The sequence below is a fragment of the Variovorax paradoxus genome (genome assembly GCF_000834655.1).
Classification (GTDB): Bacteria; Pseudomonadota; Gammaproteobacteria; order Burkholderiales; family Burkholderiaceae_C; genus Variovorax; species Variovorax paradoxus_F.
In genome coordinates, this window is record NZ_JXQQ01000045.1 from 74,039 (window position 1) to 98,963 (window position 24,925).

The 24,925-nt window shown below is 68.3% G+C and carries 26 protein-coding genes; 6 read left to right on the forward strand and 20 right to left on the reverse strand.

All coding sequences use genetic code 11. From position 1 onward, the window contains the following. Positions 1-3 precede the first annotated feature (3 nt). The 6 genes from RT97_RS19395 to RT97_RS19420 are packed head-to-tail and all read right to left on the reverse strand — an operon-like array spanning position 4 to position 5,635. Entirely contained in the window at positions 4-1,191 is a 1,188-nt protein-coding gene (locus RT97_RS19395) for an NAD(P)/FAD-dependent oxidoreductase (protein WP_042580444.1), read from the reverse strand. Then, the gene (locus tag RT97_RS19400; RefSeq protein ID WP_042580445.1) at positions 1,188-2,597 is read right to left on the reverse strand and encodes an NAD(P)/FAD-dependent oxidoreductase; all 1,410 of its coding nucleotides are present in this window, start codon (positions 2,595-2,597) and stop codon (positions 1,188-1,190) included. The genes RT97_RS19395 and RT97_RS19400 overlap by 4 nt, the downstream gene beginning before the upstream one ends. Continuing rightward, the gene (locus RT97_RS19405) at positions 2,594-2,908 is read right to left on the reverse strand and encodes a (2Fe-2S)-binding protein (protein WP_042580446.1); all 315 of its coding nucleotides are present in this window, start codon (positions 2,906-2,908) and stop codon (positions 2,594-2,596) included. The genes RT97_RS19400 and RT97_RS19405 overlap by 4 nt, the downstream gene beginning before the upstream one ends. After that, positions 2,909-3,703: an ABC transporter permease gene (locus RT97_RS19410; RefSeq protein ID WP_042580447.1), complete on the reverse strand. Its 795-nt coding sequence runs from the start codon at positions 3,701-3,703 to the stop codon at positions 2,909-2,911. Between the two features lie 4 nt (positions 3,704-3,707). Continuing rightward, a complete protein-coding gene (locus tag RT97_RS19415; protein WP_042580448.1) occupies positions 3,708-4,568 on the reverse strand; it encodes an ABC transporter permease in 861 nt (286 codons plus the stop codon). Then, positions 4,565-5,635 (reverse strand): ABC transporter ATP-binding protein, encoded by a 1,071-nt coding sequence (locus RT97_RS19420; protein WP_042580449.1) that lies wholly within the window; start codon positions 5,633-5,635, stop codon positions 4,565-4,567. The genes RT97_RS19415 and RT97_RS19420 overlap by 4 nt, the downstream gene beginning before the upstream one ends. 205 nt (positions 5,636-5,840) lie before the next feature. Between RT97_RS19420 and RT97_RS19425 the strand changes: the two genes are divergently transcribed. Next, a complete protein-coding gene (locus RT97_RS19425; RefSeq protein ID WP_042580450.1) occupies positions 5,841-6,719 on the forward strand; it encodes an IclR family transcriptional regulator in 879 nt (292 codons plus the stop codon). 8 nt (positions 6,720-6,727) lie between these two features. Here the strand turns inward: RT97_RS19425 and RT97_RS19430 are convergent, their stop codons facing one another. Both RT97_RS19430 and RT97_RS19435 read right to left on the reverse strand, forming a co-directional pair. After that, positions 6,728-7,168, reverse strand: a complete 441-nt coding sequence (locus tag RT97_RS19430; protein ID WP_042580451.1) for a DUF4174 domain-containing protein — start codon at positions 7,166-7,168, stop codon at positions 6,728-6,730. A 2-nt stretch (positions 7,169-7,170) separates the two neighbouring features. Next, entirely contained in the window at positions 7,171-7,674 is a 504-nt protein-coding gene (locus RT97_RS19435) for a hypothetical protein (protein ID WP_042580489.1), read from the reverse strand. A gap of 200 nt (positions 7,675-7,874) precedes the next feature. Between RT97_RS19435 and amaB the strand changes: the two genes are divergently transcribed. The 4 genes from amaB to RT97_RS19455 all read left to right on the forward strand — a co-directional run bounded on the left by amaB (position 7,875) and on the right by RT97_RS19455 (position 13,532). Next, the gene (gene amaB, locus RT97_RS19440; RefSeq protein ID WP_042580452.1) at positions 7,875-9,413 is read left to right on the forward strand and encodes an L-piperidine-6-carboxylate dehydrogenase; all 1,539 of its coding nucleotides are present in this window, start codon (positions 7,875-7,877) and stop codon (positions 9,411-9,413) included. A 168-nt stretch (positions 9,414-9,581) separates the two neighbouring features. Beyond that, complete coding sequence (locus RT97_RS19445) at positions 9,582-10,487, forward strand: amino acid ABC transporter substrate-binding protein (RefSeq protein ID WP_042580453.1); 906 nt, start codon at positions 9,582-9,584, stop codon at positions 10,485-10,487. Then, positions 10,484-11,701, forward strand: coding sequence for a pyridoxal phosphate-dependent aminotransferase (locus RT97_RS19450; RefSeq protein WP_042580454.1), 1,218 nt, complete (start codon positions 10,484-10,486; stop codon positions 11,699-11,701). The genes RT97_RS19445 and RT97_RS19450 overlap by 4 nt, the downstream gene beginning before the upstream one ends. 157 nt (positions 11,702-11,858) lie before the next feature. Beyond that, positions 11,859-13,532 (forward strand): thiamine pyrophosphate-binding protein, encoded by a 1,674-nt coding sequence (locus RT97_RS19455; RefSeq protein WP_042580455.1) that lies wholly within the window; start codon positions 11,859-11,861, stop codon positions 13,530-13,532. A 160-nt stretch (positions 13,533-13,692) separates the two neighbouring features. On the opposite strand, the gene RT97_RS19460 is transcribed toward RT97_RS19455, so the two are convergent. From RT97_RS19460 to RT97_RS19490, 7 genes are all read right to left on the reverse strand, one after another. After that, entirely contained in the window at positions 13,693-13,995 is a 303-nt protein-coding gene (locus RT97_RS19460; RefSeq protein ID WP_080898363.1) for a hypothetical protein, read from the reverse strand. 17 nt (positions 13,996-14,012) lie between these two features. Further along, on the reverse strand, positions 14,013-15,248 hold the full coding sequence (locus RT97_RS19465) for an ammonium transporter (protein WP_042580456.1): 1,236 nt from the start codon (positions 15,246-15,248) through the stop codon (positions 14,013-14,015). Between the two features lie 863 nt (positions 15,249-16,111). After that, on the reverse strand, positions 16,112-17,623 hold the full coding sequence (locus RT97_RS19470) for a tripartite tricarboxylate transporter permease (RefSeq protein ID WP_042580457.1): 1,512 nt from the start codon (positions 17,621-17,623) through the stop codon (positions 16,112-16,114). A 12-nt stretch (positions 17,624-17,635) separates the two neighbouring features. Next, positions 17,636-18,124, reverse strand: a complete 489-nt coding sequence (locus tag RT97_RS19475) for a tripartite tricarboxylate transporter TctB family protein (RefSeq protein WP_042580458.1) — start codon at positions 18,122-18,124, stop codon at positions 17,636-17,638. 219 nt (positions 18,125-18,343) lie between these two features. Further along, positions 18,344-18,760, reverse strand: a complete 417-nt coding sequence (locus RT97_RS19480) for an RNA recognition motif domain-containing protein (protein ID WP_042580459.1) — start codon at positions 18,758-18,760, stop codon at positions 18,344-18,346. Between the two features lie 182 nt (positions 18,761-18,942). After that, positions 18,943-19,179, reverse strand: a complete 237-nt coding sequence (locus tag RT97_RS19485) for a DUF3820 family protein (protein WP_042580460.1) — start codon at positions 19,177-19,179, stop codon at positions 18,943-18,945. An 8-nt stretch (positions 19,180-19,187) separates the two neighbouring features. Next, positions 19,188-19,565 (reverse strand): translation initiation factor Sui1, encoded by a 378-nt coding sequence (locus RT97_RS19490; RefSeq protein WP_042580461.1) that lies wholly within the window; start codon positions 19,563-19,565, stop codon positions 19,188-19,190. A 53-nt stretch (positions 19,566-19,618) separates the two neighbouring features. Between RT97_RS19490 and RT97_RS19495 the strand changes: the two genes are divergently transcribed. Then, entirely contained in the window at positions 19,619-20,884 is a 1,266-nt protein-coding gene (locus RT97_RS19495) for a DEAD/DEAH box helicase (protein WP_042580462.1), read from the forward strand. A gap of 10 nt (positions 20,885-20,894) precedes the next feature. Here RT97_RS19495 and RT97_RS19500 read toward each other — a convergent pair whose 3' ends face one another. From RT97_RS19500 to RT97_RS19520, 5 genes are all read right to left on the reverse strand, one after another. Continuing rightward, positions 20,895-21,197, reverse strand: a complete 303-nt coding sequence (locus tag RT97_RS19500; RefSeq protein WP_042580491.1) for a Dabb family protein — start codon at positions 21,195-21,197, stop codon at positions 20,895-20,897. Positions 21,198-21,211: 14 nt separating this feature from the next. Beyond that, positions 21,212-21,517, reverse strand: a complete 306-nt coding sequence (locus RT97_RS19505; protein ID WP_042580463.1) for a YciI family protein — start codon at positions 21,515-21,517, stop codon at positions 21,212-21,214. Positions 21,518-21,661: 144 nt separating this feature from the next. Continuing rightward, the gene (locus RT97_RS19510) at positions 21,662-22,828 is read right to left on the reverse strand and encodes an acyl-CoA dehydrogenase family protein (RefSeq protein ID WP_042580464.1); all 1,167 of its coding nucleotides are present in this window, start codon (positions 22,826-22,828) and stop codon (positions 21,662-21,664) included. A 6-nt stretch (positions 22,829-22,834) separates the two neighbouring features. Next, entirely contained in the window at positions 22,835-23,995 is a 1,161-nt protein-coding gene (locus RT97_RS19515; protein WP_042580465.1) for an acyl-CoA dehydrogenase family protein, read from the reverse strand. Between the two features lie 15 nt (positions 23,996-24,010). Continuing rightward, complete coding sequence (locus RT97_RS19520; protein WP_042580466.1) at positions 24,011-24,922, reverse strand: SDR family oxidoreductase; 912 nt, start codon at positions 24,920-24,922, stop codon at positions 24,011-24,013. Positions 24,923-24,925 lie beyond the last annotated feature (3 nt).

Genomic DNA, 24,925 nt, shown 5'->3' on the forward strand with positions numbered 1-24,925 from the left:
CTTTCAGGGGAGGGTGGGGACTGAAGTGGAAGGGGGGACGGCCTGTTCTTCATCCGCTGCTTCCCCCTCTTCGTCGGGGAAGGGGCGGTCGACCGCGAACGCATCGATCGGCGTGCTGCTGCGGCCGTCGCGCACCAGCTCGGCCAGCACTTCGCCGGCGGCCGGGCCGATCTGGAAGCCCGCGCCCGAGAAGCCGAAGCCATGGAAGAGGCCTGGCGTGGTGCGGCTGGGCCCGAGCACCGGCTGGCGGTCGGGCATGTTGCCTTCGGTGCCGCTCCAGGTGCGGATGAAATGCGCATGGCGCAGCGCGGGCAGCAGCTCGACGGCCTGCAGCGCGAGCGTGGCGATGGCGTCGCGGTCGACGCGGGCGCGGTCGGCATCGAGCGCGTAGCCCCGGCCGCCGCCGAGCACGAGGTTGCCGCGCGCCACCTGCCGACCATAGATGCCGCCGCCTTCGACGCCCAGGCTCCAGTCCATGAAATGCGGCAGCGGCTCGGTCACCGCCATGACGGGGTGGCTCGCTTGCAGCGGCACCGCTTCGCCGAACCGGGCGGCGAAGGGCCCGGCCCATGCGCCCGCGCAGTTGAGCAGCACCGGCGCATGCACTTCGAGCGAATTGCCCGAGCGCAGCATGAACATCGCGCCGTCGTGCGCCACCTCGTCGACCGGGTGGCGCTCGAAGACCTGCGCGCCCGCGCGCTGGGCCGCAAGCGCGAACGCGGGGGACACGAGGCGCGGGTTGGCCTGCCCGTCTTCCACGCACAGCGAGCCGCCGACCGCGCGCGGGCCGAGCCAGGGGCAGCGCTCGCGCAGGCGCGCAGAAGAGATCAGCTCGAGCCCGAGATCGAAGTCCAGGCTCTGCGCGCGGTAGCGCTCGAGCGAGGCCATGTCGGATTCGCTGCGCGCGATCTTGAAATGGCCCGAGCGCAGGTATTCGCCGTCGGTGCCGAGCAGCGAGGGCAGTCGCCCCCAGATCTGGTGCGCGCGCTGCGCGAGCGGCAACTGGCTCAGCGGCCGCCCCTGGCGCCGCACGCCGCCGAAGTTCACGCCGCTGGAGCGCGAGCCGCAGAGGTCGCGCTCCAGCAGCGCCACGCCGATGCCCATCTGCCGCAAGGCGAGCGCGGCCGACGAGCCGACGATGCCGCCGCCGACGATGGCCACGTCGGTGCGCAGGGTGCGCAGCGAACTCATGCGACGTTCCCTTCGCTGGCCGCGTGCGCGGCGAGGTGGATCGGAATCGGCTTGATCGGCGCCTGCCCGCGCAGCCGGCCCACCTGCTGCAGCGGCTGGCTCGTCGCGTGCGCGAGGATCTCGGCGGTCGCCACGCCGCACATGCGACCCTGGCAGCGGCCCATGCCGACGCGCGACAAAGCCTTGAGTCGGTTCATTTCGTCGGCGCCTTCGACGCGGACGGTCTCGCGCAGCGTGCCGGCCGTGACGTTCTCGCAGCGGCAGACGACGAGGTCGTCGGGCGCGTTCGCGGCCCAGTCCTGCGGCAGCGGAAAGGCGCGCTCGAGTCCGCGGCGGAAACCCGTCAGTCCTTCGAGCTTGCGTTCGAGCGCATCGGCGCGTGCCGCATCGACGGCGACGCCGCGGTCAGCGAGCAGCGCGAGCGCGGCGCGTTCGCCGGCCCACTCGGCCGCATCGGCGCCCATGATCCCGGCGCCGTCGCCCGCGAGGTACACGCCGGGGACGCTGGTGCGCCCCGCCGCATCGCGCACCGGCAGGTGGGCGCGGTGCATCGGCGCGAATTCGAAGCGGCAGCCGAGCAGGTCGGCCAGTTGCGTCTCCGAGCGCAGCGCGTAGCCGAAGCCGACGGCGTCGCAATCGAGCGTGCGCTCCTCGCGGCCGTCGTGCCATTCGACGCCGGTGACGCGGCGCGCATCTGCATCGCCGACCACGCGCAGCGGTCGAACGCCGCCGTGCAGCGGCACGCCGTGCGCGCGCAGCCACGCGACGAAGTACACGCCCTTGGCGAACACAGTGGGCTGGCGCAGCATCGCGGGCGTTGCGGAAATCTGGTCGGCAAGCCGGGCGGTGTCGAGCACTGCCGCGACCTTCGCACCGGCTTTCGCGTATTGATACGCCACGAGGTACAGCAGCGGCCCCGTGCCCATGAACACCACGCGCTGCCCGATGGCGCAGCCCTGGAATTTCAGCGCCACCTGCGCGCCTCCGAGCGTGTAGACGCCGGGCAACGTCCAGCCCGGCACGGGCAGCACGCGGTCTGTCGCGCCCGTCGCGACGATGAGCGCGCCATGCGGCACGCGCGTCGTGGTGCGCGTCGGGTTGTGCAGCACGTCGAGCACGCCGGCCTGCGCGTTCCACACGAGGCTTTCGGGTCGGTAGTCGATGCGGTCGCGCAGCGCGTCGAAGGCCAGGTGCACCGCATTCGCGCGCGAGGCCTCGAAGCCGTAGAGCGTGGCCGCCGTGCGCTGGATGAAATTGGCGGGCGGGCGGCGGTAGATCTGGCCGCCGGCGCGCGCGGCCTCGTCGATCACGAGGGGGCGCAGGCCATGCGCGACCAGCGCTTCGGCCGCGCGCACGCCGGCCGGCCCGGCACCGACGATCACGGGGCGAAGCTGGGCATCGGTCATGCGCCGCTCCTTCCGGTGACCAGCGCCATGCCCGGAGCGATGAAGGTGGAGCAGGCGCGCAGGCGCTCGCCTTCGGCGGTCGCGATCCAGCAGTCCTGGCAGGCGCCCATCATGCAGAAGCCGGCGCGAGGCGTGTCGCTGAATTCGTTGCGGCGCAACTGGCTGCCTTGCGTGAGCACGGCCGTGAGCACCGTGTCGCCGGCGAGTGCCGAGGCGGGCGCGCCATCGAGCGTGAAGGCCACGGCGGCGCGGCCGGTCTCGGCCACGCGATGCAGCAGCGCGTGCGGTGCGGTCGATGCGTTCAATGCCATCTACTTGCGCCCCACCAGCACGCGATCCAGCCCGTAGAGCCGGTCGAGGATCACCATCGCGACGGCGGTCACCGCCACCATCAGCGCCGAGACCGCCGCCATCAGCGGATCGATCGACTCGGTCGCATACATGTACATGCGCACCGGCAGCGTCACCGTGCTCGGCGAGGTCACGAAGATCGACATCGTCACTTCGTCGAAGCTGTTGATGAAGGCGAGCATCCAGCCGCCCGTGACGCCCGGCAGGATCATCGGCAGCGTGATGCGCCGGAACACCGTGGCCTGGCTCGCGCCCAGCGAAAGCGCGGCCTGCTCGGCGCTGCGGTCGAAGCCCACGAGCGCGGCCACCACGAGGCGCAGCGTGTACGGCGTGACGATGAGCGCGTGCGCCATCACCAGCCAGCCGAAGCTGCCCGTGCCGCCCACCAGCGCGAACAGCCGCAAGAGCGCCACGCCCAGCACCAGGTGCGGAATGATCAGCGGCGAGAGAAAGAGGCCGTTGAGGAAGTCGCGCCCCGGAAACTCGTAGCGCGTGATCGCCATGCCCGCCGGCACCGCCAGCAGCGTGGCGATGGTGGCCGAGGCCAGCGCGAGCCACAGGCTGTTCCAGAACGACTGCATGAAGTCCGGGTGCGCGAACACCGCGGCGAACCAGCGCAGCGAGAAGCTGGTGGTCGGAATGGTCAGCGTGTTCTCGGGCGTGAACGCGACGATGCACACCACCAGGAGCGGCGCCAGCATGAAGGTGATGACGAGCGCGTTGAACGCGAGGGCGAGGGGGCCGTTCTTGCTCATAAGGTCACCCGAGCGCTTTCTTGTAGCGGCCTTCTACGAGGCGGTTGTAGCTCAGCATCACGATGAGGTTCGCGGCGAGCAGCGTGAGCGCAATGGCGGCACCCAGAGGCCAGTTCAGCTCGCTCAAGTACTCGTCGTACACGACCGTCGCGACCATCTTCAGGCGGCGCCCGCCGAGCAGCCCCGGAATCGCGAACGAGCTCGCAGCCAGGCCGAACACGATCAGGCTGCCCGAAAGGATGCCCGGCATGACCTGCGGCAGCACGATGCGGCGCAGCGTGGTGAAGGGCGAGGCCTTGAGCGAGAGCGCCGCGTTCTCGACGCCCGCATCCAGCTTCTGCAGCGAGGTCCACACCGGAATCACCATGAACGGCAGCATCACGTGGACCAGCGCGACGATCACTGCGATCTCGGTGTAGAGCATCTTCACCGGTCCGATGCCCACGAGGCCGAGCAGCGAATTCACGGCACCCTCGGGGCCGAGCAGCATGCTCCAGCCGAAGGCGCGCACCACCACCGACACCAGGAGCGGCGCGAGTACCACCAGCAGGAGGATCGAGCGCCACGGGTTGCGCATGCGGCTGAGCACATAGGCCTCGGGCGCGCCGATGACCACGCAGATCAAGGTGACCAGCGCCGAGATCCAGAAGGTGCGCCAGAAGATGCCGTGGTAGTACGAGTCGGTGAACACCTGCGCGTAGTGCGCGAGCGTGAATTCGCCGGCCTTCGGTCCGGTGGCCGGGTCGTACACGTTGAAAGACAGCACGGCCGTGAGCAGGAGCGGCACCAGCAGCAGCGCCGTGAACAGCAGCAGCGCGGGGCCCGAGAGCCACCACGGCGCGGCCTTGTTCCGGATGCCGCTCATGCCGCCACCGCCTCCTCGACCGGCAGCAGGCGCGTGCAGTGCGCGGGCCAGTCGATGCCGACCGCGTTGCCCTCATCGAGCGCTTCGCGGCCGTCGTTGGGGCTCAGCACCATCAGGTCGCCGGCGGGCGTGGCGATGCGGTAGAGCCACTGGCTGCCGAGGAAGAAGCGTTCCTGCACCGTGCCGTCGAGCCGGCCGCGGCCTGCCGCAACGAGCTGGAGCTTTTCGGGCCGCACGCTCATCAGCACCGCGGCGCCGGCCTTGAAGCCGTCTTCGTCGACCTGCACCGCGAGCGGGCCGACCTCGACGCTGCAGCTGCCGGTGCTGCATGCGGTGACGCGCCCGTTCAGCAGGTTGGCCTTGCCCACGAAAGTGGAGATGAAGCGCGTGCTCGGATGCTCGTAAACGCGGTGCGGATGGTCGATCTGCGTGGCGCAGCCGCCTTCCATCACCACCACGCGGTCGCTGATCGACATGGCCTCGCTCTGGTCGTGCGTGACCATCACCGTGGTGGTGCCGACCTTGCGCTGGATCTGGCGCAGCTCGAACTGCATCTCCTCGCGCAGCTTGGCGTCCAGGTTGGAGAGCGGCTCGTCGAGCAGCAGCACCGGCGGCTCGATCACCAAGGCGCGGGCGAGCGCCACGCGCTGCCGCTGGCCGCCCGAGAGCTCGCGCGGGTAGCGCGTGGCGTGCGGCTCCAGGTGCACGAGCGCGAGCGCCTGCTTCACGCGTTCGGCGCGCTCGGCCTTGGGCATCTTGCGCATCTCCAGGCCAAAGCTCACGTTGTCGGCCACCGTCATGTGCGGGAAGAGCGCGTAGCTCTGGAACACGATGCCCAGGCCGCGCGTGTTGGCCTTGGCGTTCGTGATGTCCTTGCCCGCGAGTTCGATGCGGCCGCTGGAGACCGCCTCGAAGCCCGCAATCATCTGCAGCGTGGTGGTCTTGCCGCAGCCCGACGGGCCGAGCAGCGAGACGAATTCGCCCTTTTCGACCGTGAGGTTCATCGCCGACACCGCGCGTGTGCTGCCGTAGAACTTGGTCACGTCGGTAAGCCGTAGGAATGACATGGAAGCGCCTTTCGTGGGGGCAGAAAGATGGCGTGCGACACCTTGGTGCATGCCATGGACTGCCGGGTACTTTCAATTCACTCTATTGCAACGATTGCGCCAGAACGCCTCGGGTATTCCATTAATCAGAATCTTTCTCTGATTTATTCCATTCATTGGAATGTGAGCCATAAAATCCAGTCAGAAAATTCCACAGGAGCAAGGTATGGAAAGCACATCGGAGGCGCGTTCGCAGTCGTCCGCTTCCAGCGGCGGCGTGCCGCGCGTCTTTTCGGTGATCCGCGCGCTCGGCGCGGTGCAGGCCGAGGGCGGCCGCGTGACCCAGATCGCACGTTCCGTGGGCTTGACGCAAGCCACCACGCACCGCTTGCTGCAGGCGCTCATGGCCGAAGGCATGGTCGAGCAGGACGAGCGCAGCAAGCTCTATCGGTTGAGCATCGATTTCTTCGCGCTCGCAGCCAATGCCGGCAACCCCGGCGACCTGCGCGCGATCTGCCGGCCCGTGCTGCTGCGCCTGTGCGCGAGCCTGGGCGACAGCATCTTTCTCCTGGTGCGCAGCGGCTTCGACGCGGTGTGCCTCGATCGCAGCGAGGGGCCGTTTCCGATCCGCTCGTTCACCGGCGACATCGGCGGGCGCATCGCGCTGGGCGTGGGGCAGGGGGCGCTCGCAATCCTCGCGTTCCTGCCGGAGGCGGAGCGCGAAGAGGTGATCCGCTTCAATCTCTCCCGCGTGCGCGAGTACGGCGTGTACGACGAGGTCTATCTGCGCACCGAGATCGAGCGCGTGCGGCAGGCCGGCTACGCGGGTCGCAACACCGGCCTGCTCGAAGGCATGGCGGGCGTGGCGGTGCCGATCCTCGACCGCGAAGGCCGCGCGGTGGCCGCGCTGAGCGTGGGCACGATCGCCGACCGGCTCAATGCGGACCGCATGCCGACGGTGGTGGAACTGCTCAAGCGGGAAGCCGCGGCCATCGGGCCGAAGATCAATCCGTTCGATGCGACGCTCAGGCGGCCGGCGCAGAGCCTGGCGGGCTCGCCGGCGGGGCAGAAGATCTCATTGCCCGAGGCGCCCGGGCCGAACTAGGCGCAGCGTCAGCGCCGGCGCATCGGCATGCGGTCGATCTCGGCGAACACCGCTTGCAGGTCGACGCCGGGGCCTTCGGTCATCTTCACGCCGCCGTCCTTGCCGACCAGCACGAAGGTCGGCGCGCCGGCCGCCTCCAGCTTCAGCGCACCCAAGAGGGCGCGGGTCTGCGCCGGGGCCATGGCCTTGTCGTTGCGGCGGCCCTCGCCCGCGACCACGGTGTAGAGCACCATCTCGCGGTCGATGAAGGCCTCGCGCGTGGCCGTCTGGCGCAGCGCCGTTTCGACCTTTTGCAGCAGCGGATCGCCCGCCGCCGGCACCACCACGACCACCGGCCGCGTCTTCCAGCGCTCGGCCACGAGCGGGTTCGGGTCGGCAGCGGCCGCGAACGGCATGGCGATGCTCAGTGCCGCCAGGGTGGACTTGAGGAGGCTTGATGAAGAAGCCATGGTCATTTCCTGAGCTTTGCGTCTTCGCTCTTGGCCTCCTCCATCGCCTCGGGTTCCAGCTCCTCGGCGTAGCGGTTGAGGCGGATGAAGATCCCCCAGCCCGCCATCAGGAAGCCCACGGAGCCCAGCATGGCGGCGGCGTGGAGCATCAGCTCGGGCGCCTCGCGCGCCTTGAAGGTCGCGACCAGCCCTTCGACCGCGACGGCCACCACGATGACCACCATGAAGCGGGAGAGGAAGCGGCGCACGCGGGTCGGTGCGCCGATGTGCGCGTCGCGCACCACTTCTTCTTCGAGCACCGTCTGCGAGATCTGCAGCGCCACCACCCCGGCCGCGAGCAGGCCCACCGCTTCGATGATGGCTTCGGCCGCCGGGAGGTCCAGGCCGTGCATGACCGCGCCCCAACCCGCGCGCGCCGCGATCACGACCAGCACGAGCGAGGCGATCGCGAAGGCGAGCGCCATCAGCGCATGGATCGCGGCGTAGAGGGAGTGGATGACTTTCATGGCGCGCATCTTCGGCGCCGCCCGGCCGGCTGCGCGTAGGCGCGCAACCCGATGCGCGGGGAGCGGACGCCGAGTTCATTCCGCAAACGCATCAAGTCCTTCCATTTTTTCACTAGGCAAGCGCGCGGGATTCGCAGATATTGGCCGGGTTTCCCGCCTCTCTGTCGCCTTTCTTCTTCCCTCCTTTGCGGAGCGCGCCCATGTCCGAAACCCAATCCCCCGTTTCCCTCCCCGACGAAGTCGAACAACTGCTGCAGCGCCTGGGCGTGCCCCGCACCGCCTGCACCGGCGGCGAGCTCACGGTGCGCTCGCCGGTCTCCGGCGAGGTGATTGCAGAGGTGCGGCAGACCACGGCCGTGGAGGCCACCGGCGCCATCGGCAGCGCGCACGAGGCCTTCAAGGCCTGGCGCAACGTGCCGGCGCCGCGCCGCGGCGAGCTGGTGCGCCTTCTGGGCGAAGAGCTGCGTGCCGCCAAGCGCGACCTGGGCCGCCTCGTCACGCTGGAGGCCGGCAAGATCCCGTCCGAAGGCGCGGGCGAGGTGCAGGAAATGATCGACATCTGCGATTTCGCGGTCGGCCTCTCGCGCCAGCTCTACGGCCTCACGCTGGCCACCGAACGCGCCGAGCACCGGATGATGGAAACCTGGCATCCGCTGGGCGTGTGCGGCGTGATCTCGGCCTTCAACTTCCCGGTGGCCGTGTGGTCGTGGAACGCGGCGCTCGCGCTGGTGTGCGGCGATTCGGTGGTGTGGAAGCCGTCCGAGAAAACGCCGCTCACGGCATTGGCCGTGCACGCCATCGCGCAGCGCGCCGTCGCGCGTTTCGGCGATGCGCCCGAAGGCCTGCTCGGCTTGCTGCTGGGCCAGCGCGACATCGGCGAAGTGCTGGTGGACGACCACCGCGTGCCGATCCTCTCGGCCACCGGCTCCACGGCGATGGGCCGGCAGGTCGGGCCGAAGCTGGCGGCGCGCTTTGCCCGCGCGATTCTCGAACTGGGCGGCAACAACGCCGCCATCGTCACGCCCTCGGCCGACCTCGATCTCACGCTGCGCGGCATCGCATTCGCGGCCATGGGCACGGCCGGCCAGCGCTGCACGACGCTGCGGCGCCTCTTCGTGCACGACAGCGTGTACGACCAGCTCGTGCCCAAGCTCGCGAAGGTCTACGGCAACGTGCAGGTGGGCGATCCGCGCGAGGCCGGCACGCTGGTCGGTCCGCTGATCGACCGCGCGGCCTTCGACGGCATGCAGAAGGCCTTGGGCGAAAGCCGCGAGCTCGGCGCCAAGGTGCACGGCGGCAGCCGCGTCGAGGGCATCGGCACGCAGGACGCCTACTATGTGCGCCCCGCGCTGGTGGAGCTGAAGTCGCACGACGGCCCGGTGCTGCGCGAGACCTTCGCGCCCATCCTCTACGTGGTGCGCTACAGCACGCTGGACGAAGCCATCGAATGGCACAACGCCGTCGGTGCAGGCCTGTCGTCCTCGATCTTCACGCTCAACGTGCGCGAGGCCGAGCGCTTCATGTCCAGCGCCGGCTCCGACTGCGGCATCGCCAACGTCAACATCGGCCCGAGCGGTGCCGAGATCGGCGGCGCCTTCGGTGGCGAGAAGGAAACCGGCGGCGGGCGCGAAGCGGGCTCGGACAGCTGGAAGGCGTACATGCGCCGTGCCACGAACACCATCAACTACTCGACGGCGCTGCCTCTCGCGCAGGGCGTGACCTTCGACATCGGGGATTGAGGCTCACCCCCAGGCTTCGCGCACTTCGTGTCGCTGCGCCAACCCCCTGACCGGGGGCGACATCTGCGGCCCGGCGAAGCCGGTTCCGCGATGTCCCACGAAAAATCATGCCGTGCCGGCAGCGTGTGCCGTGCGCCTTCAAAGAAAAACTACCAGGAGACAGAGAAGATGAAAAAGCAACTGAACACCCTCGCCGCCGCAGCGCTGCTCGCGTTCGCATTCGGCAGCGCCACCGCGCAGCAGGCGCCCACGGGCGGCACGCTCGACAAGATCAAGTCGAGCGGCAAGGTCGTGCTCGGCGTGCGCGAAGCCTCGCCGCCGATGGCCTACATGCTGGGCGCGGGCGAGAAGTACGTGGGCTACCACGTCGAACTCTGCGAGCGCGTGCTGAAGGACATCGTGCCCAGCGCCAAGCTCGAATACATGGCCGTGACCGCGCAGAACACCATCCCGCTGGTGCAGAACGGCACGCTCGACATCGGCTGCGGCCCCACCACCAACAACACCGCGCGCCAGCAGCAGGTGGCCTTCGCGCTCACCACGTATGTGAGCGAAGTGCGCATGGCGACCAAGGTCGACTCGGGTATCACCACGCTCGACCAGCTCGCGGGCCGCAACGTGTCGGCCTCGACCGGCACCACCGCGGTGCAGTTGCTTCGCAAGCGCGAGCGCGCGCAGAACGTCTCGTACAACACCATGCTCGGCAAGGACCACCTGGAGAGCTTCCTGCTCATGGAGTCGGGCCGCGCCGATGCCTTCGTGCTCGACGACAACCTGCTCGCCGGGATCATCGCGAACTCGAAGAACCCCGCGGCCTACCGCATCACCGGCGAGGCGCTGGGCTCCGAGCCGATCGCGCTGCTGTTCCGCAAGGATGACCCGGCGTTCAAGACCGCGGTGGACGAGTCGCTGCGCAAGCTCATGAAGAGCGGTGAGGTCGAGAAGATCTACACCAAGTGGTTCGTTGCTGCGATTCCGCCGAAGAACACCAGCCTCAACCTGCCGATGAGCCCCGCGCTCAAGCAGCTCCTGCTCGAACCCAACGACAAGCCACTGGAAGCCTACGCGAAGTGACAGACGCCGCCGTGTTCTCGCCCGCGCAACGTGTGCGCGCCATCCACGTCTCGGAGATCCTGCGCATTACCGACCATGCGCAGGCGCTCAAGCGCGCCGGCCGCCCGGTGATCGTGCTGGGTGCGGGCGAGCCCGACTTCGACACGCCCGAGAACATCCGGCATGCGGCCTCGCAGGCGATTGCGCGCGGCGACACGCGCTACACGGTGCTCGACGGCAGCCCGGCGATGAAGGCGGCGGTGCACCTGAAGTTCAAGCGCGACAACGCAATGGATTTCGCGCTCGACGAGATCAGCGTGAGCGCGGGGGCCAAGCAAGTCATCTTCAACGCGCTGATGGCGAGCCTCGACCCGGGCGACGAAGTGATCCTGCCCGCGCCGTACTGGACCTCGTATGCGGACATCGTGCAGATCTGCGGCGGCGTGCCGGTGTCGGTGGCCTGCGGCGAGGAGAACGGGTTTCGGCTGACCGCCGCGCAACTGGAGGCAGCCATCACGCCGCGCACGCGTTGGCTGTTCCTCAACTCGCCCTCGAACCCGAGCGGCGCGGCCTACAGCGCGGCGCAGCTCAAGCCGATCACCGATGTGCTGCTCGACCACCCGGGCGTGTGGGTGCTGGCGGACGACATCTACGAACACATCCTCTACGACGGCCTCGCGTTCGCAACGCCGGTGGCGGTCGAGCCGCGCCTGCGCGAACGCACGCTCACGGTGAACGGCGTGTCCAAGGCCTATGCGATGACCGGCTGGCGCGTGGGCTACGGCGCCGGGCCGCGCGCGCTGATCGCGGCGATGGCGGTGGTGCAGAGCCAGTCGACCTCGTGCCCCTCGTCGGTGAGCCAGGCCGCGGCGATCGAGGCGCTCACCGGGCCGCAGGGCATCGTGGCCGAGCGCTGCGCGTCGTTTCAACAGCGCCGCGATTTCGTCGTGGCCGCGCTCAACCGCACGCCGGGCCTGCATTGCCGCGTGCCCGAGGGCGCCTTCTACACATTCGCAAGCTGCGCGGGCGTGCTCGGAAGGCGCACCGCCGGCGGCGCGCTGCTGCAAACCGACAGCGACTTCTGCCGCTACCTGCTGCAGGACTTCGACGTGGCGGTGGTGCCCGGCAGCGTGTTCGGGCTCGCGCCGTATTTCCGCATTTCGTATGCGACGTCGATGGCGCAGCTCGAAGAGGCGTGCGCGCGGATCGAAGCGGCATGCGCAGCGCTCTCTTGAGTTTCTCCCTCCCCTCCCGGGGGAGGGCCGGGGTGGGGGCACGCGGCGTATCCATCGCTGTCGGCGCATCCATCGCCGCTTGCCCGCAGCCCGGCCTTCCCCCGGAAGGGGAAGGAGCAATACCGATACCCAAGACCTTCATTGCATTGGACACAGCATGACTTCCTCCCGCACCGGCGGCCAGATCCTGGTCGAGCAGCTCATCACCCACGGCGTCAGGCAGCTCTTCTGCGTGCCCGGCGAAAGCTTCCTGGCCGTGCTCGACGCACTGCACGACGCGTCGATCGACGTGACGGTGTGCCGGCAGGAGGGCGGCGCGACGATGATGGCCGAGGCGCAGGGCAAGCTCACCGGCAAGCCCGGCATCTGCTTCGTCACGCGCGGCCCCGGGGCCACCAACGCGGCGGCGGGCGTGCACATCGCGCACCAGGATTCGACGCCGCTCCTGCTGTTCGTCGGCCAGGTCGCGCGCGACGCGATGGGCCGCGAGGCCTTCCAGGAGCTGGACTACGGCGCGGTCTTCGGCACGATGGCCAAGTGGGTGGTGCAGATCGACGATCCGGCGCGCGTGCCCGAACTGGTGTCGCGCGCCTTCCACGTCGCGACCTCGGGCCGGCCCGGTCCGGTCGTGATCGCACTGCCCGAAGACATGCTGACCGAAGCCGCCGTGGTGGCCGATGCGCTGCCTTATGCGGTGGTCGAGACCCATCCGGGCGCCGCGCAATTGGCCGAACTGCAGCAGCGCCTGTCGCAGGCGCAGCGGCCCGTCGTGATTTTGGGGGGCAGCCGCTGGTCGGAAGCCGCGACGCAGCAGTTCGCGAAGTTCGCCGAGGCGCATGCGCTGCCGGTGTACTGCTCGTTCCGCCGCCAGATGCTGATGTCCGCCGAGCACCCCTGCTATGCAGGCGACCTGGGGCTCGGCGCGAACCCGCGCATGCTGGCGCGCATCCGCGATGCGGACCTCGTGCTGCTGGTGGGCGGACGTTTGTCGGAAGTGCCGTCGCAGGGCTATGAGCTGTTCGCGATTCCGCAGCCGAAACAGGCGCTGGTGCACGTGCATGCGGATGCCGACGAGCTCGGCAAGCTCTACCGCCCGGCGCAGGGCATCCACGCCACGCCCCAGGCTTTCGCCGAAGCGGTGTCCACGCTGCGCCCCGCTTCGACGCCCGCCTGGGAGGCCGAAACCAGGACCGCGCGCGAAGAATTCCTGCGCTGGAGCGACCCGGCACCGATCCGCATTCCCGGCCCGCTGCAGATGGGCGAGGTCATGCAGCACCTGCGCGAGGTGCTGCCGGCCGACACCATCTTCTGCAACGGTGCGGGCAACTTCGCCACCTGGGTGCACCGTTTCTGGCCGTTCCGCGCATTCGCGAGCCAGCTCGCACCGACCAGCGGCTCGATGGGCTACGGCCTGCCGGCCGGCGTGGGCGCCAAGCGGCTGTGGCCCGCGCGCGAGGTGGTGGTGTTCGCGGGCGACGGAGATTTCATGATGCACGGCCAGGAGTTCGCCACCGCCGTGCAGTACGGGCTGCCGATCCTTGTCGTGCTGCTGGACAACGGCATGTACGGCACGATCCGCATGCACCAGGAAAAGCACTACCCCGGCCGCATCAGCGCCACGCAGCTGAAGAACCCCGATTTCCGCGGCTACGCCGAGGTGTTCGGCGGCCACGGCGAACGCGTGACCAGCACCGAAGAGTTCGGCCCCGCACTCGCGCGTGCACGTGCGAGCGGCAAGCCGGCCATCCTGCACTGCCTGCTGGACCCCGAGGCGATCACTCCCGCGAGCACGCTGCAGTCGATCCGCAAGGCCGCATTGGCTGCGAACTGAGCGCAGTCAGAGCGGTCGTGATCGGCCGCTCATTGGCAGCGCCCATCGGTGCGCAGGGCATCGGGTGCTCCCCGCAGCGAAATCAAGGAGGAGGGCGACGCCCGGGGGACATTCGCGGAGGGGAGTACCCGGTGGCCTGTGCACCCGCCCTGAACAAACCCTAGCGCAATCCACCCACATAGCGAGGCGGCGGCGTAGGCGGTGTCCCATCGGGCTGCCGCGCCGCCAGCCGTGCAGCGCGGGCAAGCGGCTCCATCGCCTGCTCGAGGCGCGTGGCGAGCTGGTCGAGTTCCTCGTCCTTGGTCTCGGCCGCGTGCGCCCGCGTCATGCGCACGATCTCGGCGGCGTACTCGGCGTTGATGGCCATCCATTCGGTGTCGGTCACGCGGCCGTGCTTTCGCCGCAGTGCCACGTGAAGGCGTGCTGCAAGCGCGATGCGTTCGCTTTCGGACATGGACGGCATGGTGTCTCCCTCGGTGGTCAGGCTCCCAGGTGTTCTCGATGCTGAGCAAGATCGAGGCCCAGCTGTTCGCTTTCGGCATCGACGCGCAGTCCGACCAGCATGTGCACCAGGAACAGCACGATCGCCGTCGCCGCAGCGCTGTAGATCGCCACGCTGCCGACCGCGATGGCCTGGGTCAGCACGTTGCCCGTCGCGCCCGAGATGCGTGCATCGGCGAACACGCCCGTGAGGAGCGCGCCCACGATGCCGCCGATGCCGTGCACGCCGAACACGTCGAGCGAATCGTCCGCGCCGAGCATGTGCTTGAGGCCCGTCGCGCCCCAATAGCAGGCCAGGCCCGCGATGGCGCCGATGGCCAGCGCCGAGAGCGGCGTGACGAAGCCGGCGGCCGGCGTGATCGCCACCAGCCCGGCGACGAGGCCCGAGCACAGGCCCAGCAAGGAGGGGCTGCGCCGCACGATCCACTCCCCGATCATCCAGCTCATGGCGCCGGCGGCCGCCGCGATGTGCGTGACCAGCATCGCCAGCCCGGCGCGCCCGTCGGCCGCGACCGCAGAGCCCGCATTGAAGCCGAACCAGCCCACCCACAGGAGGCCCGCGCCGATCATCGTCATCGCCAGGCTGTAGGGCTCGAAGGCCTCGCGCCCGTAGCCGCGGCGCGGGCCGAGCGCGTAGGCGCACACCAGGCCCGCGATGCCCGCGTTGACGTGCACCACCGAGCCGCCCGCGAAGTCGAGCGCGCCCATCTGCGCGAGCCAGCCGCCCGGCTCCCACACCCAGTGCGCGACGGGCGCGTAGACCAAGACGCTCCACAGCAGCGCGAACCAGAGCACTGCCGAGAAGCGCATGCGCTCGACGAATGCGCCCAGCACCAGCGCGATGGTGATGATCGCGAAGGTGAGCTGGAACATCGCGTAGACCGACTCCGGCACGTTGGGTGCGACGTGGCTCACGGCGATCTGTCCGGCCTCCTTCAGGTACTCGAAGCCCGAGAACCAGAAGCGCCCGGTGCCGCCCAGCCAGGGCCAGCCGGGCGTGAACGCGAGCGAGTAGCCGACGGCGAACCACGTGAGCGACACCGCCGCGGCGATCGCCACCACGGCCGCCATGGTGGCCAGCACGTTCTTGCGCCGCACCATGCCGGCATAGAAGAGCGCGATGCCGGGCAACGTCATCAGCAGCACCAGTGCCGTCGACGTCATCATCCAGGCGGTGTCGGCCGCGTTGATGGAGGCTTGCGGGACCAGGGCCATGGCGGTGCGCTTCTTGGAGTTGTCGGTGTTGCGTGACGTGCACGAGTCGTGCCATCTCGTTAACTACCAGAAACACTTTGGTTTGCGAATCGGCCGTTCGCAGTAAGGCAAAGCGGGTAATTCCCAATGCACTGGTGCGGTGCAGCACATAAAGTCTGCGCACTCGCGAACGGGCCCTGCTCGTGCTGCCGAGGGTCCGAGGAGACAACTTCCCCTTCAAAAAGAAAAATCCTTCAAGGCTCCGTACGAGATGCCGGTTCGAACTTGAAAGGCGCCGCTGGTCGGCGCCTTTTTTATGCCTGCGCGATTAGCGTCGGCAGGATCTTTCTCCCGGTCGAATCCCTGGGCTGCCCACGTGGGACGGATCTTTTTTGCTATCTTTTGAGTAGCAACTGGGGTGGGCCAGTTGCGTCATTGGAACGCGGATGCCGAGGGGAGCCTTTTCGCCCTCCGGGCTGGTCGATCCGATCGCTCCCGCAGGCGATTGATCTCGGTGCCGGCGCTCCGTGCCATCTTTCCGGGCGCACAACAGGCGACGCCGCCGGGCACCAACAAGAGCGCGTCGATATGGGGCGCAGCCGCCGCGGCGCCCCCGGAAACGAAAAAGCCCCGGGCACCAGCCAGGGGCTTCTTCCAGAAACACCGAGGAACCGGCTCCGCCGGGCCTCAGGTGTTGCCCCCGGCAGGGGGTGGGCGAAGCGACACGAAGTGCGCGCAGCCTGGGGGCGAGCCTATTCCTGCCCGGGCACCAGCCAGGGGCTTCTTCCAGAAACACCGAGGAACCGGCTCCGCCGGGCCTCAGGTGTTGCCCCCGGCAGGGGGTGGGCGAAGCGACACGAAGTGCGCGCAGCCTGGGGGCGAGCCTATTCCTCGACGAAGGCTTCCTCGCGCTTGGCCTTGATCGACGGCAGCAGCACGATGCACAGCAGCGCCGCTGCAGCCACCAGCAGGCCGGCCGACAGCGGCCGCGTGACGAACACGCTCCACGCACCGCGCGACAGCAGCAGCGCGCGCCGCAGGTTCTCTTCCATCATCGGCCCGAGGATGAAGCCCAGCAGCAGCGGGGCCGGCTCGGTGCGCAGCTTCAGGAACAGGTAGCCGATGAAGCCGAAGATCGCGACCATCCACACGTCGAAGGTGTTGTTGTTGGTCGAGTACACGCCGATCGCGCAGAACAGCACGATGGCGGGGAACAGGAACTTGTAGGGCACCGTCAGGAGCTTGATCCACATGCCGATGAGCGGCAGGTTCAGGATGATCAGCATCGCGTTGCCGATCCACATCGAGGCGATCAGGCCCCAGAAGAGTTCGGGGTTGCTGGTCATCACCTGCGGGCCGGGCTGGATGTTGTGGATCGTCATCGCGCCCACCATCAGCGCCATCACGGCGTTGGGCGGAATGCCCAGCGTCAACAGCGGAATGAAGGACGTCTGCGCGCCGGCGTTGTTGGCCGACTCGGGCGATGCCACGCCGCGGATGTTGCCCTTGCCGAAAGGCACTTCGCCGGGGCGCATCTTGATCTTCTTCTCCAGCGCATAGGCTGCGAAGGCCGCCAGCAGCGCACCGCCGCCGGGCAGGATGCCCAGCGCAGAACCGAGGGCAGTGCCGCGCAGCACGGCGGGCGTCATGCGCTTGAAGTCGTCCTTGGTGGGCCACAGGCCCTTGACCTTGTGCGTGAAGACTTCGCGCTCGTCGTCGGGCTGCGAGAGGTTGCCGATGATTTCGCCGTAGCCGAACACGCCCATGGCGATCACCACGAAGCCGATGCCGTCGGTGAGCTCGGGAATGTCGAAGCTGAAGCGCGCGACGCCCGAGTTGACGTCGGTGCCCACGATGCCGAGCAGGAGGCCCAGCACGATCATCGCCACCGCCTTCAGGAGCGAGCCCGAAGCCAGCACCACCGCGCCGATCAGGCCCAGGGTCATGAGCGAGAAGTACTCGGCCGGGCCGAACTTGAAGGCCAGCTCGGTCAGCGGTGGCGCGAAGGCGGCCAGGATCAGCGTGCCGACGCAGCCCGCGAAGAACGAGCCGAGGCCCGCGGCTGCGAGCGCGGGGCCCGCGCGGCCCTGCCTTGCCATCTGGTAGCCGTCGATGCAGGTGACCACCGAGGAGGACTCCCCGGGCAGGTTCACCAGGATGGCGGTGGTGGAGCCGCCGTACTGCGCGCCGTAGTAGATGCCGGCCAGCATGATCAGGGCCGACACTGGCGGCAGCGCGTACGTGGCGGGCAGCAGCATCGCGATGGTCGCGACAGGGCCGATGCCCGGCAGCACGCCGATCAGCGTGCCCAGGATGCAGCCGAGGAGGCAATACAGCAGGTTCGTGAAGGTGAAGGCAACGCCGAAACCGATGGAAAGGTTGTGGATCAGGTCCATGGTGTTCTCTCCTCAGCCCGAAATGAAGGTGGGCCAGACCTGGATCTGGAGCTTGAGCGCCCAGATGAAGGCCACGTAGCTGCCGGCCGCCAGGATGGTGGAGAGCACGAGCACGTCGCGCAGCTTGAAGTGCTCGCCGGCCATGCTGGAGATGATCGTGAGCGCGTAGATCGCGATGATCATTCCCATCGCCGGCAGGCCGATGCTGGGCAAGCCGCCCAGCAGGATGCCGAAGGCGAGGTTGGCGCCGAGCACGAAGGCCAGCGGCTTCCAGGCCCACTTGCCGATCTTGTCGCCGTCGGTGGTCTCCACCACCATGGCCTGGAACATGATGACCACCCCGAGGATGGCCAGCAGGATGCCCAGCATGAGCGGGAAGTAGCCGGGGCCCATGCGGGCACCGTTGCCGACGGTGTAGGTGGTGGCGCCTATCGCGAAGGCACCCCCCACGGCGGTGAACATGACCCCTGAAAAGAAGTCCGCCTGACTCTTGATCTTCATTGCCTCGACCCTCTGTTTTGGAGCAGTGAGGGTCGTCTTGCGCGGCTGACCGTTGGCTGACCGGTGCGGTACGGACAAATGCTTAGGCCAGGATTAGGGTTCTCCCCGGAGCGATGCCTGCGGCACGGTGAAAGGAAGGGGCAGAAACGAAAAAAGCTCCCGAAGGAGCTTTCTTTTCATCATTCGGAGAGCCGAAGCTCCCCGAGTGTGGATGAGGGCTTAGTAGCCGCCGCGACCACCGCCGCCGCCGCCGTAACCGCCGCCGCCACCGCCGCTACGGCCACCGCCGCCGCCGCCGTAACCGCCGCCGCCACCACCACCGTAGCCGCCGCCACCACCAGCGCCGCCGCCGTAGCCGCCACCACCGCCGGTGCGGGGGGGACGAGCTTCCATCGGACGGGCTTCGTTCACCGTCAGGGCGCGGCCCTGGAGCGAATGGCCGTTCATGGCTTCGATGGCTGCGAGTGCTTCAGCGTCCGAGCCCATTTCGACGAAGCCGAAGCCCTTCGAACGACCGGTGTCGCGTTCCATCATGACCTTGGCGCTGACGATCGAGCCGAACTCGCCGAAAGCCTGTTCCAGGTCGTTGTCACGCACAGAGTAGGCGAGGTTGCCTACGTAGAGTTTCTTGCCCATGGAGGGACTCCTAATTCAAACCAACAAAACAAAGCGATGGAGTCCCAGAATCACAACAAACAAGTGCGCTGTGGCGCGAAACTGACCGATCACCGAATTACGTGCACGGGAGACAACAAAGCTCACAGACACGTGGGGCGAATTATCCCGGTCCTTTGCAAAAAAGCGTGGGAAATCGTGTGTTATTGAGAAACATCCCGGCGCGACGGGCGGTTTCGCAACGGTTTGAGCAGCTCCGAAAGCCCGTTGTGGTCTATTTCATGCATCAAATGGAGCAGCCGGCCGATTTCTCCTGAGGGAAAACCCTCGCGAGCGAACCAGGTCAGGTAATTTCCGGGCAAATCGGCGATGAGCGTGCCTTTGTGTTTGCCAAAAGGCATTTCGAGCGTGACCAGGCGCTGCAGGTCTTCGGGTTTCATGCGTTTCCTCAGCCTCCCGCGCGCTTGACGGTGTGGCCTTGCTTCACGAGAGCCGCGATCACCAGTTCGCGGTGATCGCCCTGGATCTCGATGATCCCGTCCTTCACCGTGCCGCCCGAGCCGCAGGCCGTTTTCAGCTGCTTGCCCACAGCCGCGAGCGCCGCGGCGTCCAGCGCGAGGCCCTTGATGACGGTCACGCCCTTGCCTTTGCGGCCCTTGGTCTCGTGCGATACACGCACAATGCCGTCAGTGGCCGGCGCGCGCGCCTTCAGTTCCTTGCAGCGGCACTGCGCCATCGGCGCACGGCAATCGGGGCACATGCGGCCGCCCGCCTCGGTGGAATACACCAGCGCGCTGCTGGCCTGATTGTTTTTCGTCGTCGCCATTCGATCCATCTCTTCTCTGTCCGAATACCGGGTTTTTCTCTCTGTCTGCTCACATGCCATTCGACTCACTGGGCCTGGCCCCCGCGCTCGTCAAGGCTGCCGCCGAAAGCGGCTATGCCGCGCCGACCGCCATCCAGGCCGCCGCCATCCCCGCAATTTTGCAGGGCCGCGACGTGCGGGGCTCGGCGCAGACCGGCTCCGGCAAGACCGCCGCATTCTCCCTGCCGCTGCTGCAGCGCCTGGCCGCCGAACCCGCGCTGTCGCCGCGCCGCGTGCGCGCACTGGTGCTCGTGCCCACGCGCGAACTCGCGGCCCAGGTCGGCGAAACCATGCGCAGCCTTGCCCAGCACCTGCCCGAACGCCTGAAGATCGCCATCGCCTTCGGCGGTGTCTCGATCAACCCGCAGATGATGAGCCTGCGCGGCGGCGCCGACATCGTCGTCGCCACGCCCGGCCGGCTGCTCGACCTGGTCGAGCACAACGCGCTCAAGCTGGGTGCCGTGTCGATGCTGGTGCTCGACGAGGCCGATCGCCTGTTCGATCTCGGCTTTGCCGAAGAACTCGGCCGCATCCTCGCGCTGCTGCCGGCGCAACGCCAGAACCTGCTTTTCTCCGCCACCTTCCCGCCCGCGATCCAGTCGCTGGCCGACAGCATGCTGCGGGAGCCCGCCGTCATCGACGTGCAGGGCGAGCCCGGCACCGAGCCGAACATCGTGCAGCGCGTGATCGAGGTCGATGCGAACCGCCGCACGCAGCTCCTGCGCCATCTGCTGAAAGAGAACGAATGGGAGCGCGTGCTGGTGTTCGTCGCCACGCAGCATTCGGCGCAGATCGTGGCCGAGAAGCTCTACAAGAACGGTGTCTACGCGGTGCCCTTCCACGGCGACATCGCGCAGGGCACGCGCACCGGCATCCTGGCGCAATTCAAGGAGAGCCGCTGGGACGTGGTGATCGCCACCGACCTTGCGGCGCGCGGCATCGACATCGCGCAGCTGCCGGTGGTCATCAACTACGACCTGCCGCGCTCGCCCACCGACTACATCCACCGCATCGGCCGCACGGGCCGCGCGGGCGAGAGCGGCTTGGCGATCAGCTTCGTGAGCGCGTCGACCGAGGCGCACTTTCGCCTGATCGAAAAACGCCAGGGCCTGAGCCTGCCGCGCGAGCGCATCGAAGGGTTCGAGCCGACCGAGGTGGCCGTGCCGCTCGTCGATGCGTCGGGCACGGGCGGCATCAAGGGCAAGCGGCCGAGCAAGAAGGACAAGCTGCGCGCTGCGGCGCAGGCCGCGCAGCAGGACGGATCCGAAAAGAACGACTGACCGGCGCCGGTCAATCCGCCGCGTAGTCGACCTGGTGCCGCGCGATCCGCAGGTCGCCCAGCTCCTCGCGCACCCGCAGATGCGCGGGGTGCGTGGCATAGCCGTCGAGCGATGCCTGGCTGTCGAACTCGCTGTAGAGCACCACGTCGCAGGCGTAGCCGATGCGGCTCGAATCGACGCCCACCTCGAGGTGCAGCAGCCCGGGGATCTGCCCGCGCAGCGATTCGAACCTGCGCTTGAGCAACTGCGAGGCCTCGGCCTTTTCCTCGGCCGATTCGCCGCGCAGGTCCCACATCACGATGTGCTTGAACATGGTGCGCGGCCCGCTCACTCGGCGGGCGGGAAACCGGCCTTCTGCGGCCAGAGGTTCGCGAAAGGCAGCACCGAGCCCGACGCGTAGACGCCGGCGCGCGTGAAGGGCTCGTCGGCCTGCCATTGCTCAGCCGCTTCGCGGCTCGCGAAGTCGATGGCCAGCAGGCTGCCGATCATGGTCTTGCCGTCGTCCGACAGCAGCGGCCCGGCGAAGGCCATGCGGTCGGCCACCTGGGCCAGGTAGGCCTTGTGCGCGGGGCGGATCTCGTTGCGAAGCGCGGCGGAATCGGGCTTGTCGAGAAGATGGAAAACAAAGATCAAGGCGGCTCCGGCTTCATGCGGGTTGAAGGGCTGCAGAAGGCGGCCCTCGTGTGCGATCGATGGTAAGCAGCCGTCGCGCGAAAGGCCATGCCTTGCGCGCCTCGCCGATGAAGAACAGTTTTCCGCTGGCGAAGAAGTGGCGCGCTACAACCAGCCGAGCTGGCGCGCGGCGAGCTCCTTCATGATCTCCTCGGCCCCGCCGCCGATCATCATCACCTTCACCTCGCGGTAGATGCGCTCGCTCACCGTGCCGCGCATGAAGCCCATGCCGCCGAGGATCTGCACCGCCTGGTCGGCACAGAACTGCATGGTCTGCGTCGCGTGGTTCTTGAGCATGCAGACCTGCGCCACCCACTCGGGCGCGTTGAAGCGGCCAGCCGCTTCGTGCGCATCGCCTTCCGCGCACACCGCCTCGAGCCACGCCTCGGTGGAGGCGATGCGCATCTGCATGTCCACCAGCTTGTGGCGCACGGCCTGGTGTTCGATGAGCGCCGCGCCGAAGGTCTTGCGCTCGCGCGACCAGGACAGCGCCTCGTCGAGGCAGGCCTGCGCGAAGCCGAGCGCACCGGCCGCGAGGCCGATGCGCTCGCCGTTGAAGTTGGTCATGACCATGCGGAAGCCTCCGCCTTCGTTCCCCAGAAGGTAGCGAGCCGGCACGCGCACGTTGTCGAAATGCAGCGTCGCGGTGTCGGAGCACCACCAGCCCATCTTCGTGAGTCGCGTGCGCGTGAGGCCGGGCACATCGCCGGGTACGAGCAGCATCGAGATGCCGCTCGCGCCGCGGCCTTCGCCGGTGCGCACGGCCACCGTGATCCAGTCGGCGCGCATGCCCGAGGTGATGAAGGTCTTCTCGCCGTTCAGCACGTAGTCATTGCCGTCCCGCTGGGCTGTTGTGCGCAGCGCGGCGACGTCGGAGCCTCCGCCGGGTTCGGTGATCGCGAGTGCCGCGATCTTCTCGCCGCGCAGCACCGTGGGCACGACCTCGTTGCGCACCTCGTCGCTCGCATGCAGCACGACCGGCGGCAGGCCGATGTTGTGGGAGAACAGGCTCGCGAGCACGCCGCCGCTCTTGCCGCGCCGCGCAAGCGCAATCCATGCGGGGAGCTTGAGCGAATACGAGGCCGGCGTGCCGCCGAGCGCTTCGGGATAGCCGAGGCCGAGCAGTCCGAGTTCCGCAGCGCGCGCATAGAGCGCACGCGGAAATTCGCCCGCGTCGTCCCAGGCTTCGACGTTCGGCGCGATCTCGCTTTCGGCAAAGCGGCGCACCGTTTCGGCGAGCGCCGCGCGGTCGGCCTGCAGTTCGGGGTCCATATTCCCTCAGCCGCGCGGCGGTCGCTTGGCGATGCCCATCGTCTTGGCGAGGATGCCCAGCATCACTTCGTCCGCGCCCCCGCCGATCGAGCCGAGCCGCCCGTCGCGGTAAAGGCGCGAGACGCGGTTCTCCAACGTGAAGCCCATGCCGCCCCAGAACTGCAGGCAGGTGTCGGACACCTGCCGCGTGAGACGGCCGGTCTTGAGCTTGGCCATCGAGGCGAGCTCCAGCACGTCCTGGCCCTGCACATGCAGGTCGCAGGCGCGGTAGGTGAGGGCGCGCAGCGCCTCGACCTCGGTCTTGAGTTCGGCCAGCTTGAACTGCACCCATTGCTGGTCGGCCAGCGTGCCGCCGAACATCTGGCGTTGCTGCGCCCATTCGATGGTCTGCGCGATGCAGTCTTCCATCGGTTCGAGCGAACTGGCCGCGGCCCAGAGGCGCTCTTCCTGGAACTGCTGCATCTGGTAGACGAAGCCCTGGCCCTCTTCGCCGATGCGATAGCGCTGCGGCACGCGCACATTGTCGAAATAGATGAGCCCGGTGTCGCTCGAATTCATGCCGATCTTGCGGATCTTCTTCGCCTTCTCGATGCCGGGGCTGTCCATGGGCACCATGACGAGCGACTTGTTGCGGTGCACGGGGCCGTCGCTGGTGTTCACGAGCATGCACATCCAGTCGGCCTGCAGGCTGTTGGTGATCCACATCTTCTGGCCGCTGATGAGGTAGTCGTCGCCGTCCTTGCGCGCGTGGCTCTTGAGGCCCGCCACGTCGCTGCCCGCGCCGGGCTCGCTCACGCCGATGCACCCGACCATGTCGCCGGCGATGGCGGGCATGAGGAATTCGCGGCGCAGTTCGTCGCTGCCGAAACGCGCGAGCGCGGGGGTGCACATGTCGGTCTGCACGCCGATGGCCATCGGCACGCCGCCGCAGCTGATGTGGCCGAGCGCCTCGGCCATGGCCATCGCATACGAGTAGTCCAGGCCGCCGCCGCCGAAGGCCTCGGGCTTGTTCAGGCCCAGGAGGCCCAGGTTGCCCAGCTTCTTGAAGACCTCGTGCGCGGGAAAGATCTCGGCCTCTTCCCATTCGTCGACGTGCGGGTTGATTTCCTCGTCGATGAAGCGGCGCAGCGTCTTCTGGATCTCGAGGTGTTCGTGGGTGTACTGCATGTCGCTGGTCTCCGGTCAGTCGTTCGTATCTTCGCCCTGGAACACGCGCGGCGTCTGCGCCAGATGAAAGCCGTCGAAGGGCCGCACCGCGGGGCGTTGCTGCGCCGCTTCATCGGGCAGCGCCATTGGCCAGCCCATGCGCACCTGCGGCCGCGCGCCATCGACGCGCAGCACGCTGCCGCTGATGAAGCTCGCGGCGGGGCTCAAGAGGAAGGCGATGGCCGCGGAGGTCTCGGCCTCGTTGCCGAAGCGGCCCGCAGGCACGGTCTTGCGCATGGCGCGCAGCATGTCGCCGGCCTCGGGCGGGTAGTGGTCCATGCCGCTCGATGCGATGTAGCCGGGTGCCACGGCGTTCACGCGCACGCCGTTCGCGGCCCATTCGAGCGCGGCCGTCTCGGTGAAGCTCACCATGCCCGCGCGCGCGGCGCCGCTGTGGCCCATGTTCGGCATCGAGCCCCACATGTCGGCCACGATGTTGACGATGGCGCCGCCATGCGCCTGCATGCGCTGCACGAAGCATTCGCGCGCGACGAGGAAGCCGCCGGTGAGGTTGGTGTGGATCACCGCCTCCCAGCCCTTGGCCGAGATGGCGGCGAGCGGCGTGATGTATTGGCCGCCGGCGTTGTTGACCAGGCCGTCGATGCGCCCGTGCGCTGCGACGACCTCGGCGATCGCGGCACGCACGGCTTCTTCTTGCCGGATGTCGAAAGCCTGGATGCCGGCCTTGCCGCCGGCCGCGGCGATTTCGGCCTGCACCTGCTGCAGCTTCCCGGTATTGCGGCCGACGAGCACGACCTGCGCGCCGAGCGATGCGAGCTCGTGCGCGGTGCAGCGGCCGATGCCCGAGCCGCCGCCGGTGACGACGATCACCTGCCCGTCGAACAGGCCGGGCGAGAACACGGAGCGGTAGCGGGAGGGGGCGTTCATGCG